The sequence below is a fragment of the Thermoanaerobacter kivui genome (assembly GCF_000763575.1).
In the GTDB taxonomy this organism is placed as follows: Bacteria; Bacillota; Thermoanaerobacteria; order Thermoanaerobacterales; family Thermoanaerobacteraceae; genus Thermoanaerobacter; species Thermoanaerobacter kivui.
Window position 1 is genome coordinate 381,991 of record NZ_CP009170.1, and the last position, 15,176, is coordinate 397,166.

13 protein-coding genes and 3 pseudogenes are annotated in these 15,176 nt (G+C 30.9%); all 16 read left to right on the forward strand.

Features of this window, described 5'->3' with window-relative positions; translation table 11 throughout:
- Nucleotides 1–32 precede the first annotated feature (32 nt).
- The 16 genes and pseudogenes from TKV_RS01905 to TKV_RS01955 all read left to right on the forward strand — a co-directional run bounded on the left by TKV_RS01905 (nt 33) and on the right by TKV_RS01955 (nt 15,138).
- Nucleotides 33–704 (forward strand): radical SAM family protein, encoded by a 672-nt coding sequence (locus TKV_RS01905; protein WP_049684530.1) that lies wholly within the window; start codon nt 33–35, stop codon nt 702–704.
- 1 nt (nt 705) lies between these two features.
- A complete protein-coding gene (locus TKV_RS01910; protein ID WP_049684531.1) occupies nt 706–2,643 on the forward strand; it encodes a hypothetical protein in 1,938 nt (645 codons plus the stop codon).
- 15 nt (nt 2,644–2,658) lie between these two features.
- Nucleotides 2,659–3,879, forward strand: a complete 1,221-nt coding sequence (locus tag TKV_RS01915; protein ID WP_049684532.1) for an MFS transporter — start codon at nt 2,659–2,661, stop codon at nt 3,877–3,879.
- A gap of 108 nt (nt 3,880–3,987) precedes the next feature.
- Nucleotides 3,988–5,025, forward strand: a pseudogene (locus TKV_RS13290) (IS110 family RNA-guided transposase); the annotation flags it as partial.
- 306 nt (nt 5,026–5,331) lie between these two features.
- Nucleotides 5,332–5,757, forward strand: coding sequence for an ABC transporter permease (locus tag TKV_RS13765; RefSeq protein WP_268870111.1), 426 nt, complete (start codon nt 5,332–5,334; stop codon nt 5,755–5,757).
- A 27-nt stretch (nt 5,758–5,784) separates the two neighbouring features.
- Nucleotides 5,785–5,910, forward strand: a pseudogene (locus TKV_RS13300) (helix-turn-helix transcriptional regulator); the annotation flags it as partial.
- A gap of 459 nt (nt 5,911–6,369) precedes the next feature.
- Entirely contained in the window at nt 6,370–6,534 is a 165-nt protein-coding gene (locus TKV_RS12980; RefSeq protein WP_158506586.1) for a huazacin family RiPP peptide, read from the forward strand.
- Nucleotides 6,535–6,558: 24 nt separating this feature from the next.
- Nucleotides 6,559–6,723, forward strand: a complete 165-nt coding sequence (locus TKV_RS12985; RefSeq protein ID WP_158506587.1) for a huazacin family RiPP peptide — start codon at nt 6,559–6,561, stop codon at nt 6,721–6,723.
- Nucleotides 6,724–6,817: 94 nt separating this feature from the next.
- A complete protein-coding gene (locus tag TKV_RS01925; RefSeq protein ID WP_049684533.1) occupies nt 6,818–8,491 on the forward strand; it encodes an ABC transporter ATP-binding protein in 1,674 nt (557 codons plus the stop codon).
- On the forward strand, nt 8,484–9,971 hold the full coding sequence (locus TKV_RS01930) for a radical SAM protein (RefSeq protein ID WP_049684534.1): 1,488 nt from the start codon (nt 8,484–8,486) through the stop codon (nt 9,969–9,971). Before TKV_RS01925 ends, TKV_RS01930 begins: the two co-directional genes overlap by 8 nt.
- 202 nt (nt 9,972–10,173) lie before the next feature.
- Nucleotides 10,174–11,343, forward strand: coding sequence for a radical SAM protein (locus TKV_RS01935; RefSeq protein WP_049684535.1), 1,170 nt, complete (start codon nt 10,174–10,176; stop codon nt 11,341–11,343).
- A 648-nt stretch (nt 11,344–11,991) separates the two neighbouring features.
- Nucleotides 11,992–12,330, forward strand: a complete 339-nt coding sequence (locus TKV_RS01940; protein WP_049684536.1) for a DUF3796 domain-containing protein — start codon at nt 11,992–11,994, stop codon at nt 12,328–12,330.
- Nucleotides 12,331–12,515: 185 nt separating this feature from the next.
- Nucleotides 12,516–12,658, forward strand: a pseudogene (locus TKV_RS13895) (ATP-binding cassette domain-containing protein); the annotation flags it as partial.
- Nucleotides 12,659–12,686: 28 nt separating this feature from the next.
- A complete protein-coding gene (locus tag TKV_RS01945; protein WP_049684537.1) occupies nt 12,687–13,217 on the forward strand; it encodes a hypothetical protein in 531 nt (176 codons plus the stop codon).
- Nucleotides 13,218–13,232: 15 nt separating this feature from the next.
- Entirely contained in the window at nt 13,233–13,964 is a 732-nt protein-coding gene (locus tag TKV_RS01950) for an ABC transporter ATP-binding protein (RefSeq protein ID WP_049684538.1), read from the forward strand.
- Nucleotides 13,945–15,138 (forward strand): ABC transporter permease, encoded by a 1,194-nt coding sequence (locus TKV_RS01955; RefSeq protein ID WP_173402316.1) that lies wholly within the window; start codon nt 13,945–13,947, stop codon nt 15,136–15,138. Before TKV_RS01950 ends, TKV_RS01955 begins: the two co-directional genes overlap by 20 nt.
- The last annotated feature ends 38 nt before the right edge of the window (nt 15,139–15,176 follow it).

Below are 15,176 nucleotides of genomic sequence, written 5' to 3' on the forward strand. Positions count from 1 at the left end.
GACACTATCTTTTAAAAAAATTGTCTTGACAGATGGGGGCATTATATTTATTATATTTTATAATAGGATTACCATTTGAAACCATTAGAGATATAGATGAAATTGCTGATTTTATTATGGAAGTTCGAGAGAAAATGAATAGTTTAGGTAATATTAATGGCTATCTTGAAATAGGTATTAATATGTTATATCCGAAACCTTGGACCCCCTTTCAATATGCTTGTACGATTTTGCCTAATGAAGCAGAGGAAAGATTACAGTACTTGATTTCAAAACTTTCTAAAGGAGGATATAAAGTTGTAGTTTCCACTGATGTCGTAGATGAAAAAGTTGAAAGGAGAAAGGAAAGTGTTTATAAAAACCTTATAAAAATAGAAACAACAATTGGTACTCCAGTATCATTTTATCAACCTATCATATCTAGGGGAGGAGTAGAAATAAGTGAAGTAATAGAAAGGGTCTATATGCAGGGAGAAAATACTTTCGAAAGCTGGAAAAGAGCGCTGGAGGAATCTGGGATAGATTATAAAAAGTATTTTTCTTCTTACATTGATTATGAAAAGCTTCTGTGGGAAATTCAGGATTGCATTATCAGTAAGGAATATCTTAAAAAAGAATATTTAAACGCATTAGCATTTAAACCTACAAGTGAATGCTCAGCTGATTGCAAAAACTGTAAAGACAGATGTTTAGGGGGGATATGATTTGATAGTAACATTTTTAATGGATGATGTTTATGAAAAAGTGGCAAAAAAATTTGCTGCTAGAAAAGGTTTTAAGTATTTAAGAATAAAGCATGAGGAAGAAGTGAGCGAAATAGAAGAAGATTTTGTGTTTGTATTGTCGCCTGAAAAAATAACAGAGAAATTGTTAGACAAATGCTATAAAGCTTCCTGCGAGAGAAATGTATTTTTTGGTTTTATTACAGGCTTAAATGATGAAATAATAAATCGTAAACTTGATAATTTTGAAATTGAAAGCACATTAAATTTCGAAAAAGCAATGCTTATATTACGAAAAGAAAACAAGTCTATAGAACATGAATTGAATGCTTATGTTTTAACAAGACGGGACTGTACAGTTGATAATATTGCTTCCTTTATATCAGAAAAACTTTTGCTTTCCGTTGTGATGGATGGTAATAGACGGCATCTCCATTTAAACGATGGGAAAATTTGTGGAATAAATTCTGCTGTAGATATTAACGAAATATACAAATATTTTCCGGAGTGTGAAAACTGCGAGTATAAAAGGATTGAAGCAGAAAAATTTAATATTGAATGTATGTTTATGAATTCTTGTTCAAGTACGTTAATTAGCACATCAGAAAAAGGAAGGTATATAAATGTCGGAATGAATATACTAAAAAATGCTAAAGCATTAATAAGTGCCTACAGACCCAAGGAAGGCTATATAAGCGAAGCTTTGCTTTATTACTTCCTTGTTAATAAAGGTTACAAAATGGGTGAGATACTTTATATTCTTAATATGAATTCATATCATCACGGAAGCGATTATTTCCCGTTTGTTCTTTTTGGTTTTCCAAATACAAAGATATTAGCTGATAATGAAAAACCAAACTTTGATACTAAGGTAACTGTAGAACATAAGGGTATAAATATAGATATCTCAGAGTTGGACTACTTTATAGAAGTGAACATAGATTTAAGTAAAGAACCAGATAAATTTGAAAAGATTTTGAATAGAAAATATCGAGTATTTGCAGAGAACGTAATTTGCGATGATATTTATTATTCAATAATTCCCTATAAAGCAAGAAAATTCTTGAAAGTTTTTGTATATAGCTGGAAAAAAATAAATAAAGAGCTGAGAATTAAAATCGATTTAGAAGATGAAAGCAAAAACGACCTAGTAATTATTTCAAATAAATATAAAAGTATGCAAAAATTGGAGATGTTGGGGTTTAGGCATCAAAAAATTATAGGTAAGATTAGAAACTATTCTATGTATGCAATAACTATCATAGAGAGTATGGACGAAAGCTTTAGAAATCTAAAAAATAGTGATTTTTTAAAAAAATTAGAAAAATTAAAACAGATGGAAAAAGACCTGTACACCTCACTAAAAGATATGCTATTAAGTCAAAATCCCAGATTTTTCGTTGAGGAATACAGAAACAACGTTGTAACAAGGTGTGCTGATTCACGGTTTCATGAAGAACACCAGTGTCCGTTTTGCGGAAATCCTTTGTCGATGAAAGAGTCATATAATGGTTTATTGGATATCAAAAGATTGTCAGCTTTTTGCAGCAATTGTCATAATGTGTTTGATGTTCCGTTTTATGGAGAAAAAATCAAGTATCCTTTGATAGAAATCAAAAATTATCGTGGAGATTCTATAGAATTTTTCATTCATGTGAAAAATTTAAACCCATATATAACTAATAACTGTATTTGCTTTAACGTTTGGTGTGAAAATAGAAGTGAATTCGAAAATTTAATTTTAACTAAAGAATTTGAAATTTTTGAGCTAAATCCTAACTCAAATAAATCAATAGAAGTTTCAGTTTGTCTCAAGGATACAACCAAAAAGGTCAACCAAACTTACTGTCTATATGTATATTGGTTTGAAAATTTTGATATTTTTGTAAGTACCTATACTTTTAAATTGAAAAACATATGAAAAGGTGGATGGGAAATGATCAGAAAAGTGCTAGGAGATTACTTTATAAATAAGAATTTTTTCCTATTAATTAATGGAGCGTTTGTTTCAATGATAGGAACCAGGATGTATGAAGTTGCAATAACTTGGTGGGTATACCAGAAAACAGGTTCATCATTAAATGTTGGATGGTTTCTAATAGCAACTTTCTTACCAAGAATAATTGCCAGTCCTTATTCAGGGTATGTTCTGGATCATACGAGCAGAAGAAATATCATGGTTTTGATGGATATTCTTAGAGGATTATTAATGTTGTTCCTTTTTATTCCTGTAGCTATTGGGAAACTAACTATTATTTATTTAGCAGCAATAACTATTTTGGTTTCCGTATGTGATGCATTTTTTAACCCAGCAGTAAATTCGTTAATTCCCGATATTATAAATAAAGAACTTCTTGTAAGAGGAAACTCACTTTATCAGCTATCAAACAATGTTTCAAAGGTATTAGGACCAGTTTTTGGAGCAACATTACTGCAGGTAGTAGGAGTAGGTGGAATAATATTAATAAATGCTCTTTCTTTCGTTATTTCCGGAATGTGTGTTATTCTTATAAAAGTAGAAGAAAAACATTTAAAAACCGGAAGAAAAAGCCAAACTTTTATCAAAGACTTTCAGGAATGCAAAATATTTTTCAAGAAAAATGTCTTTATATTATCTCTTGTTATTCTTATAGGTGTTCTCAACTTCTTCACAGGTGCGCTTCATGTATTGCTTCCAGTCCATGTAAAAAGACTTGGTATGGAAAGTATTCAATATGGAAGTCTGCTCAGCGCACTTTCGGTAGGAGCTATTGCAGCAATGGTTATTACTACAATAAGTAAAATAGAAGTGAGTATTTTATTTCTTGCTATTTCGTTGTTTGTGTATGGTTTATCAATTTTAGTTTTTTCTCTTACCTCTTCCTTTATTATTATGATAATTTCCTATTTTGTTGTGGGAATTGGGCAAACTATATTCAATGTAAATATGGTGTCAATATTACAGAAAATTATACCAATTGATTTAAGAGGAAAAGTATTTTCCATAGTTCAGGCACTTACTACAGCACTTATACCGATTTCATATGGTGTATTTGGTATGTTAGGAAATTATTTTAAAACAAGCTATATATTTATACTTACATCGGTGGCACTTTTAACAGGTGGAATCTATGTATTTCTTAGCGAAAAATTAATAGAGTATTCCTGTAATGAATAAAAAATAAAGAAGAATGAACTTTGAAAAAATAAGTACCTCCTGATAAAATACAGAGTGTAAGTTTAAGAACTTACCTCGAATTATCAAAAAAAACAGGAGGTACCTAAAATGAAGTATACACAAAATGAAAAGATTTTGCAAGTAACGGAAGACACATTAATTGCGGGAGTAGACATAGCAAAAGAAAGCCATTATGCCAGAGCATTTGACTACAGAGGAGTAGAATATGGGAAATACCTAAGATTTGAGAACAATAGAGAAGGTATGACAGAATTTCTTAACTGGGCAAAAGACTTGATGGAGAGACATAAGAAAAACAAACTAATAGTAGGGATGGAACCGACAGGACAATATTGGCTATGTTTTGCCCAATACCTTAAGGACAATAACATAAAGGTAGTATTGGTTAATCCATTCCATGTAAAGAGGAGCAAAGAATTAGATGACAATTCTCCCACAAAAAGCGATAAAAAAGATCCAAAAACAATAGCAATGCTAGTAAAAGACGGGAGATATGTAGAGCCGATAATACCTGAAGGAGTATATGCAGAATTAAGGGTAGCGATGGACATAAAAGACAGGTTGAACAAACAAATAGGGATGATAAGAAATCAAATAACAAGATGGATAGACATATACTTTCCAGAGTTTAACACCGTATTTTCAGACTGGGAAGGGAAAGCAGCACTTATCACATTAAAAGAAATTCCAACACCTGAGAAGATAGCAGAAAAAAGTGCTGGAGAAATCCTATCGATATGGAAGAAAGAAGTGCAAAGAGGGGTAGGGAAAAAAAGGGCTATAAAGCTGATAGAAACTGCTAAGGAGAGCGTAGGGAAGAAGCAGGGCATAAAGATGGCAGAATACGAGATAAAGACTCTCATTGAACAATACGAATTTCTCAAAAAACAAATTGAAGAAGTAGAGAAGAAGATAGAAGAATTAATAGTTGAGATACCAGGGGTTAAAGAACTACTAGAAATCAAAGGGATAGGGATAAATACAGTAGCGGGTTTTATTGCAGAAGTAGGAGACATTGAGAAATATGAACACCCAAAACAGATACAAAAACTAGGAGGATTAAACCTAGTAGAGAATAGCTCTGGTAAGCATAAAGGAGAAACGACAATAAGTAAAAGAGGGAGGGAAGGAGAGACTACAGGAAGTATAATTACTGTAAAAACTGCTTCAGGAGCTATTAACAATTTTAAGATTATAGGTGTGATTAAATTCGATAACGGTTTTCTTTCAGGCATAGTAAACAGTGATGATTTTCCTGTAACGTTGTTTATACCGCTAACTACACTTCAGAATATATCTGGTACTGGAAATAAAGTAGATGTACTATATTTTTCAACAACAAAAAAAGAGAACCTAAAGCAAATAAGTGATAAAATAATAAAAATTTTAGAACTCAACCACAATAACAAAGACAAATACATTGCACAGACAATGAAAGATATCCAAAATATTATAAACAACGTACTGTCTGTAGTATCATCGGTACTATTAGTTATAGCAGCAATTACGTTAATTGTTGGAGGTATAGGCATAGTAAATATACTCCTTGTATCTGTAACGGAAAGGACAAGAGAGATAGGTATAAAGAAAGCACTTGGTGCACAAAAAAAAGATATAATAATGCAGTTTTTGGCAGAGTCAATTATTTTGACAGGGATAGGAGGCGTAATAGGCATTATTTTTGGCATACTGGCAGGCATGATAATATCACACCTTATTAAAATTCCTCCAACAGTTAATTTTAAAGTTGTAATTATGGCGTTTTTAGGTTCAATTGTGCTTGGAATAATATTTGGCGTTTATCCAGCAAAAAAGGCTGCAGACCTTGACCCGATTGAGGCATTGAGATATGAATAGCAATAAAATAGTGAGCTTAAAACCGAATCAAGAGAACTTGGGCTAAAGCCTGTCACAGTAAAGTATCATAAAAAAGAAATTATTAAAAAATTACAGTTAAAAAACTTTCAACAGGCCATTGCAAAAACTATTAAGTTAGATTTAATAGATTAAATTTGAGCTATACTTTTGTATAGTTTTTTTATTTTTTTGCTAAAACTATACAAAGATATAGTAGACATTGGAAAAAGTGTATTATAAAATAGAAAATAAGAAAGAACTTCAATCTATTAAAGATTTACCCTGATATAGTGCATAACTAACAGTTTTAATATTAATTCAGTGAAACAAGCAAAGAAAATTCTATTGGAAAGTAAATGATAATAGTTCAATAAGCTTAAGTTTATTCTTTTCAAAAAAGATTGCACATTATCATAAATAAAAGTAATGATTGATTATCATAAATAAAAGTAATGATTGTTTAGCTTTACTTTTCATAGAATTTTTTTCACTTTTATTTTTGAGTTTCTCTATATAAGAATTCGACAAAAGTGGATTTCTGTGAAAATATATAGGAAAATCCTTTAAATTTAAGATGACTTAAGGAATCAGAAAGGAAGGAGGTGGGTTAATGTGGTAGAACTTCGTGCTGAACCCGAAGGGCTAACGTGTCTTGTATGTGCCGGTTGTGTACTTCCCTGTTTAGTGTGTCTCTCAGATGGTCCTGTTCCAATTGCTGATGCTGTAGGGCTTACTTCTGCAACGAGGGCTATTTTTGCTGCTGCAAGTAAGATTTAGATTATAAAAATGGAGGTGAGTGTTGTGAAAGAAATATCTCCGGAAGGTGTTGGATGCTGGATAATTTGTGGTTTAGGATGTGCAGCTGTATGTAGTGTATGTATCTCAGATGGACCTGTGCCTATAGCTGATGCAGTAGGAAGCACTGCGGGATTTAAGACTGGTTTAGCTGCTGCTTCTTTTGTTTAATTATGATTTGTTGATTATTGTTAAGTATTAGGAAAGGGGAGTAATAGTTAAATAATTTCTCCCCTTCCTCTTTTGAAAGGAGTGTTAAAAGAGCATGAAGGCAAAAGAACTGGAACTACTGCATCTTGTCTTTAAATATATAAAACCTAAAATAAAACTCTTCATTCTATCTTTTACTTTTTTAGTAGCATCTTTGATTTCTCTTTTACCTCCTTATCTTACCAAACTTGCTTTCGATGAAGGGGTAATGAATAGAAATCTAAATTTATTGACCAAATATGTCTTAGTACTTATTGGGGTGTACATATTGAAGAGTTTTTTAAACTACTTAAGTTCGGCACTTTTTACACTTCTCAGTCATAATACACTCTTTGACATAAAAAAAGATTTAACAAATCGCATTTTGAAACTACCACTAGAGTTTTTCTCAAACAGCGAAAGTGGATACATTGTTTCGAGGTTCAAAGAGGCTGATTCTTTGAGTTCATTGTTTTCTTTACAGAGTTTCAAGTTAATCCTCAGTATTTTTGAATTCATAGGTGCTATGGTGATTATGTTTTCTCTGAACGTGAGATTGACTCTGTTGTTGATTCTAGTAATACCCATTTTCTATTTAGTTTCGAGAACTTTTGAATCAGCCTTTGCCAAAGTTACTAGCGAAACAATGGAGAAAGGAGCTATTTTTCACGGAAAATTCCAACAATCCATAAGTGGAGCAGAAGAGATAAAAAGGATGGCTTTAGAGGAGAAAGAAGCACAGAATATAAATGAAATTAACAAGGAATACGTGAAATCATCTATAAAATACGGCATTTTGTTGTCGTTTGGCTCTGAAGCGATTATGCTTCTATCTTCTCTTGTAAGTGTTCTTTTGCTTTATTTGGGAGGACAGTCAGTTATTCAAGAAAGTATATCTATAGGGACTTATATGGCTTTTACCGGATATTTTGGAAAACTGTATGCACCTGTGGTTAATTGGAGCTTAAGCATGTATACTTTCAAACCAGCGTTTGTAGCGTTGGAAAGGATTAGAGATTTCTTTATGAAATATTCCGAAGAAGACGAAACGCTTGACAAGATAAAAATAGATAAAATAAATGAAATAGAAATGAAAAAAGTAAAATTCTGCTATCCTGATGGGAAGGAGTACGTTTTAAGAAATTTCAATTTGAAAGCAGAAAAAGGAGATAAAGTGCTTTTGAAAGGACCGAACGGAAGTGGGAAGTCAACAGTAATAAGATTACTTTTAGGATTTTATGAAAATTACGAGGGTGAAATCTTGATAAATGGAGTGGAGTTGAATAAGCTATCAAAAAAGTCCCTGAGGAGTCGAGTTTCAATAGTGTCACAGAAGATTTTCTTATTTAACGATACAATCGAAAACAATATAAAAATAATAGACAATGTCGATGATGAAAAATACGAAATAATTTTAAGAAAATCGGGATTGAAAGCTTTTGTAGAGAGTTTGCCTTTAAAGGATCAAACATTGGTGGGAGAGAATGGTGTGAAACTCTCGGGCGGTGAGATACATAAACTAGCGATAGCTCGTGCTATGGTAAAATCCGATTCTGATGTCTTCATATTTGATGAAGCAACGGCACATTTGGATAAAGATACAAAAGAATTGATAAAAAAGTTTATAAAAGAAGAATTAGATGACAAAATATGTATAATAATAGATCACTCTGATTACTTTGATGATGTGTGTAATAAAATTGTACATTTAATGGCAAGTTATTATGATAGGAGTGAAAAGCATGAATAATATCTTAATTTATGAAACAGATAGCAAGGATACATATCTCTATGATAATAAAACTGGTTTTATTCTTAATATTGATAGCTCTTTTTTAATGGTACTGAATGAAATGAGAAAAAATGGATTTTTAGGAAATAATATATATAACAACTATAATTTAGAATATTATAAGTTCTTCCTCGAAAAATACAATAATTTGTACAAATCAGTTAATCTTCACAACAAAAAGAAGTATACTATAAAAGATATCGAAAAGCATATAGAAACTCATGGAATGAAACAATTGATATTTGATATGACTGAGCAATGTAATTTACGTTGTAAATATTGTATATACTCTGATTACTATCCATACCATCGAAGTTATAGGAATAAGGCACTAACATTTGAGATTGCCAAAAAGGCTATAGATTTATATATGTACTACTTTACAAAAGTTTACAAGTATAATCCCAAAAGACGACCTATTTTTACTTTTTATGGAGGTGAACCATTGCTTGAATTTAAAAGTATCAAAAATATAGTGGAGTATGTGCTAGATAAATATAAATATTATAATCCTATGTTTAACATGACAACAAATGGTACGTTATTATCGGATGAAGTGCTTCAATACATAAACAATATAAAAGATTTTTACATATCAATAAGCTTGGACGGTCCGAAAAAAGAACATGATAGAAATAGAGTTTTTTCCAACGGAAAAGGAAGTTTTGATCTAATATATACTAATTTAATAAAAATAAGAGAAGTATATCCTACAATATGGGAAAATTTGAATTTATTAGCATGTTACGACTTTTACACTGATATTTCTAAGACAGAGGAATTTTTTGAAAATGAAAGTTTACCACCACTTATAAGAGTAAGCATGGTTGAGCCATTGTTTTCCTCTTATTACCAATGTTTTACTATTCAAGATAAGAATAAATTTCTACAAACTTATTCTTACAAACAAAAGCAGTATATTGAAAATATCAAATCCAACAAAAAATCATCTCGTTACTCTGACTTGATGTTTGGTACTTTCTTTTTCTTCCTATACAATAGATTTAAGTTTTACTCTAATAATGTTTTCTTTGATACTTTTACGGGTACCTGTATTCCGGGAGATAAATTATATGTAGATACGCAAGGGAGACTTCACATTTGCGAAAAGATAAATTTCAACTTCTCTATAGGAGATGTATACAATGGTTTGGATTTAAAAAGAATATCTGAAATAATAGAAAGATATAACGAAGAAATTTTGTCAAAATGTAAAAATTGTCCTATTAGTAGGATATGTGGAACATGTTATGCCACATTTGCTTCAAATGGATATTTTGAAATACCAAAGGGTTTTTGTGAAAGTAAAATAAAATCTACAGAGCAGGCATTAAAAGATTTAACGGAAGTACTTATACATAATCCAAGCTATTTTAGGAGTAAATATTCAAGAAATAAGAATGATAATTTGCACTATAAAGATTTATATTGTTATTAATTTCTGTGACTTTTTTAAAAGTGATGGGTGTTGAATTGAAAGATTCTAGGAAAAACAACTTTTCAAGCAAAATTTGTTTTTAAAGTAAGATAATAGAAGTGATTACAGGAAAAGTATTTGTACTGTAATCTGATTAATATTTTATTGTTTTAAAAAACATTTTGTTTTATAGTGATTATAATTTTCCATGGGAGGTAAGCGTATGAAACGATATATTAGTTTGGGATACGGAGTGAGATTTATTCATAACAAAGATATGGGTTTAATTCTGGATTTCTTAAATTCTAAAATTTTTATTGTAGAAAAGGGAAATATAGAGATTTTAAAAAAAGCTTTAGAAGGTTTTGAATGTAACGAAATGGAAAAGATATATAAAGACAAATGGGGGAAAATCTTAAATTTCCTTATATCCAATAGACTTATAAGATTTACAGAAAAACCTCATATTAAATATTTTCATGATGAATGGCTTGCAGGTACTTCTGTACCAATTGATTTTGACAATATTTCAGAGATAAAAGCAGTATATATAAATTTTGTTTCCAGTTGTTCCCTCGAATGTGAGATATGTAAAAAGCCCAGATTATTTCCATGTATAAGTTGTACAAAATTAGCATCTTCAAGTATTCAAGATTACCTACTGAATGAAAATATAATCAACAAGTTTCTTTTTGAATTAACTGAGCATGGTTGTAATCAGATTTTTATTACAGGAGGAGACCCATTAGTAAGATTTGATGAGTTGTTAAAATTTATAAGCATTGCTTCTAAATATAAATTTGACTTCTTTCTCATCACGAATGGAATGTTATTAAATGAAGACAGGATTTCTATTTTAAATAAATATCCGATACAGATTTTACTTCAAATTGTTGGTAATAATATTGAATATAACCGCAAAATTAGCTGGAAAATCCATTTGTTAAAAAAATATAATATCCCTTTTCAAGTGGTGCTTAATCTTCCAAATGAATTTATTTTAGACCAAACAAATAAAGAGGGGGTTATTTGGAATTTTCCATATAAAAATAAGTTATATTCAATTCAAAATAATATTATAAAACCAACTATTTACAATTATTTCATGAACCCTAACAAATGTCTCCAATTCAAAATGTACTTGTCTCCAGAAGGATGTATATATCCATGCATAGCTTTCTATAAACAATGTGAGTATAATTTTGGTCCTCTTACTGAAGATATAAGAGTTTCTCAGCTGATAATTAAATTGGAAAAACTTTGGGATGACAGAACTTTGGAAAATCCAATATGCAAAGACTGTATTTTGAATAATTTTTGTTTATCATGTGTAGTACTCAAAAAGAAACTCATTGAGTTTGATAAATGTAACTTGAAAGACATTATGAAATGATGGAATAAAAAATAAATGTAAATGGTATCTCAAGAAGAAGTCAATTTATACATAGTTTTTTCGAGGGTAATGGATAGCTGCACAATGCTTTAAGGATAATATTAAAAATGCAACTTTTTGTTTAGGGTAAAATAAAAATGGACGAAGTTGCAAAGGAAAAATCTTTAGACTTGCAAAGGGTTATTATAGGCACCCATAAATTATCCTTGTAGTTAGAGAAAACTTAACTGCAAGGAAGAAATAGAGGATGCTCACAATGACCCAAATAGATGATATCAGAAATGCGTTCTTTTTTAAAGGGTTAAATATCAGTGAAATAGCAAGGAAATTTAAAGTTGACCTAAAAACAACATTACGGTTTTGCTTTTTACCTCTTTTTTACACACTTATAGAAAAAGTCACAAATATCTTTTTCTAATTTAGAAATTTCTATTGTTTTCTATTTCCCTTTTTTCATGTTGGTTTAGCCAAAAAACAGAACTAGCAAGAAAATTGTCATAGTATGTCCAATATATTTTGCAGTATAATACTTTTTTTATCAGCTCATTTTTTGATTTCAAACTACCTTTCTTATTACGAAAAACAATAGTAATTTGGTATAATTTTAACATGAAGTTATAATTATGCAATGTTAGGAGGGATTATTGTATGAAAAAATTCTTTTGGTTGTTAGGCTTTCTCGGTTTTCTTGGCTTTTTAGGATTTTTTAAATCTTATATGTATTTTGCATTTTTTGCTTTTTTCTCTAACTTTTTTACTAGTCGATATATTAACATTCCACAAGATAGACAACTTCAAAACAAAATGGCAGAAGCGCATACAGTAAGTTTTGGTGTGACAAGTTTTTTCTTATCATTTATGCTAATAATGCTGATATTCAACGTGAGTTATGAGATTTTTAAAGCTACATTTTGCATTGTTTTTGCTTTAATTTTTATTATAGATTCGTACTTACTTTATAAATACGCGGGAATTGATCAAAAATAAAACTCTAAATAAGGTAATAAGGTACAACTATGTTAAAACTATGTTAAATTTTACTGTAGATTGGAAATAGAAGAAGGATTTTAGGGAATTTTGTAGAATTTATAGTATTGTGTCCCAGTGGTTGTTTTTTATTATAGTTTGAGAGATTATAATTTGTATAAATTTTGCATAAACGGAGGATGAAAATGGACAGTGTACTTTCAGTAAAAAATCTAAAAAATATTATGGGAAGGTAAAGGCAATTGATGGGATTTCATTTGAGATGTATCCTGGAGAAGTTGTAGTGCTTATAGGTCCAAATGGTGCAGGGAAAAGTACTACTTTAAGGATTTGATAGTGAGATGGGAGTGAGAGCTATGTCAAAAGAAAGAGAATATTATTACATAGGAAAGAGGAGAGATACTGATATATGGGAAGTTATGCTTAAATATGGTGTACTTTCAGCATCTCATTTTGAAGTTCGATTTCCTGATGATCCAACAATGACACTTTCTGAAGGAAGAGAAGAATTTCTTGGGCTACCTAAAATTTCTGTGGAGCCATGGAGTGGTATGAAGGGAGCTATTGCTATAAAAGGGGAGATGACAAAAGAGGCAAGAGAATTATTCTTACAAATTATAGAAACCAGAAGAATAAGACTTTGGGATTTTATACTTTTTAGAGATGGAAGAAAACTTCTATCGGTTTCAGATTTTGATGATCGCATTGTAACGGAGAATTTTGCTAAAGAATTTATGGAAAAACTCTTTCTTAATTGGTTTGAGCCTATTCCAGAACCGGAAATTAAATCAGAGGGAATTTCAAGAGATTTTCTTGAAGAAGTCAGTCAGGCGATTCAAAAAGCATTATCTAAATTGGTACTAGACCTAGAAAATGATAAAAATTGAAGGTAGGGGATAATTTTGGTAGAAGTAAAGGAATTGACTAAAATTTTTAAAAACATTAAAGCAGTAGACAATTTAAGTTTTAAGGTAAAAGAAGGAGAAATATATGGGCTTTTGGGTGAAAATGGCGCTGGTAAAACCACAACTTTAAGAATGCTTGCTACAATGCTTAAGCCTACGAATGGGACAGCCATTATAAATGGAAAAGACTTAATAAAAGAACCAGAAGAGATAAGAAAAGAAGTTGGGATACTTTTTGGAGGAGAAAGCGGTTTATACGACAGGCTTACTGCAAGGGAAAATATACTTTATTTTGCGGAACTTCATGATATGGATAAAAAGGAGGCAAATAAAAAAATTGATATATTAGCCCGTAAATTTGATATGACTGAATTTATTGATAGACCAGCAGGCAAGCTTTCAAAAGGAATGAAGCAAAAGGTAGCAATTTTAAGGTCAATAATACATGACCCTAAGGTGATGCTTTTTGATGAGCCAACGTCAGGACTCGATGTAGGTTCAGTAAGAGAAGTGCACGACTTTATAAGGTTTTGCAAAGAAGAAGGAAAGACAATTATTTTCTCAAGCCACAGCATGTCAGAGGTAGAAAAACTTTGCGACAAGATAGGTATAATACACAAAGGAAAACTTATAGAGGAAGGGACTATAAAAGATTTAAAGGAGAAATACAAAACAGACAATCTTGAAGAGTTATTTATGGAATTGGTAGGTGAGAAAATTGAAGTTTAAGCATGTATACATAGTTTTGAAAAAAGAGCTAAAGGACATTTTTAGAGATAAAAAGACATGGATTGTTACAATTTTACTTCCTGCCTTGTTTATTCCTATAATGATGTACATAGTAATAGGTGGAGCAGAAAGCATATCAGAACAAAAAATAAGCGAGATAAAAATAGCAGTTTTGGATGAAGGAAATAATATAAAATTTGTAAACTATTTAAAATCGACAGGAATAGGTATAGTAACGGGTTTGCAAAATCCAAAAGAAAGTCTTGAAAAAGGCGATATAAGGGCAATTGTAGTTATACCTTCTGATTTTGATAAAAATATAGAAGAAGGCAAGAACGCTGATTTAACAATTCAGGTTGACATGTCAAATATGAAATCTTCGAATGCAGAGAATATGATAAGAGGTCTTATAAAAGAATATGCGAATAATATTGTAAAACAAAGACTTATAGCAAAAGGCATAGATCCTAAAATATTAGACCCAATTGCTATAAAGACAGAAAATATTGCCTCACAGAGTAAAATGGCAGGGTCTTTTTTAGCATTCATTGTGCCAATGCTTTTGACTTTATGGACGGCAACAGGAGGTATGGGAGCAGCTGTTGATTTGGCAGCAGGTGAGAAAGAAAGAGGTACGTTAGAACCTTTACTTACGACTTCTGCATCAAGGCTTTCTATAATGGCAGGCAAATACTTAGCTGTAACAACCATGGCACTTACAAGTGCTATTGCTTCACTTTTGGGACTTTTTGCTTCCTTTTCTTTAAATAAAGATATGGCATCTTTAAATGCCGATTTTAGGTTGAGCGTAGCGGCAATAGTTGTCATGTTCGTGGCTGCCTTTTTTACAGCATCAATATTTGCTGCACTGGAGCTTGCTTTAAGTGCATATGCAAAATCTTTTAAAGAAGGGCAGACATATATTTCACCTTTAATGTTTATTGCAATAATTCCGGCATATTTGGTGATGTATAAAATGCCAAATGAAATACCTATATCTTATTTTGCAATACCTGTATTTGGGACTATTTCAATATTTAAAGAATTACTTTATGGAATTATTAATATGACACATATAAGTATATTTGTTTTTTCATCAATAGTATATGTGGCTATTAGTATATATATAGCAGCACTAATGTTTAAACAGGAATGGGCATTATTTAGAGTGTAAAAACTTTTATAAAACAAACGCCGGGGACGGTTCCTCTC

Coding starts and splice junctions, on each gene's coding strand:
- TKV_RS01905 (WP_049684530.1), top strand. CDS start 33: ATGGGGGCATTATATTTATTATATTTTATAATAGGATTACCATTTGAA.
- TKV_RS01915 (WP_049684532.1), top strand. CDS start 2,659: ATGATCAGAAAAGTGCTAGGAGATTACTTTATAAATAAGAATTTTTTC.
- TKV_RS13765 (WP_268870111.1), top strand. CDS start 5,332: ATGAAAGATATCCAAAATATTATAAACAACGTACTGTCTGTAGTATCA.
- TKV_RS01925 (WP_049684533.1), top strand. CDS start 6,818: ATGAAGGCAAAAGAACTGGAACTACTGCATCTTGTCTTTAAATATATA.
- TKV_RS01930 (WP_049684534.1), top strand. CDS start 8,484: ATGAATAATATCTTAATTTATGAAACAGATAGCAAGGATACATATCTC.
- TKV_RS01935 (WP_049684535.1), top strand. CDS start 10,174: ATGAAACGATATATTAGTTTGGGATACGGAGTGAGATTTATTCATAAC.
- TKV_RS01940 (WP_049684536.1), top strand. CDS start 11,992: ATGAAAAAATTCTTTTGGTTGTTAGGCTTTCTCGGTTTTCTTGGCTTT.
- TKV_RS01945 (WP_049684537.1), top strand. CDS start 12,687: ATGTCAAAAGAAAGAGAATATTATTACATAGGAAAGAGGAGAGATACT.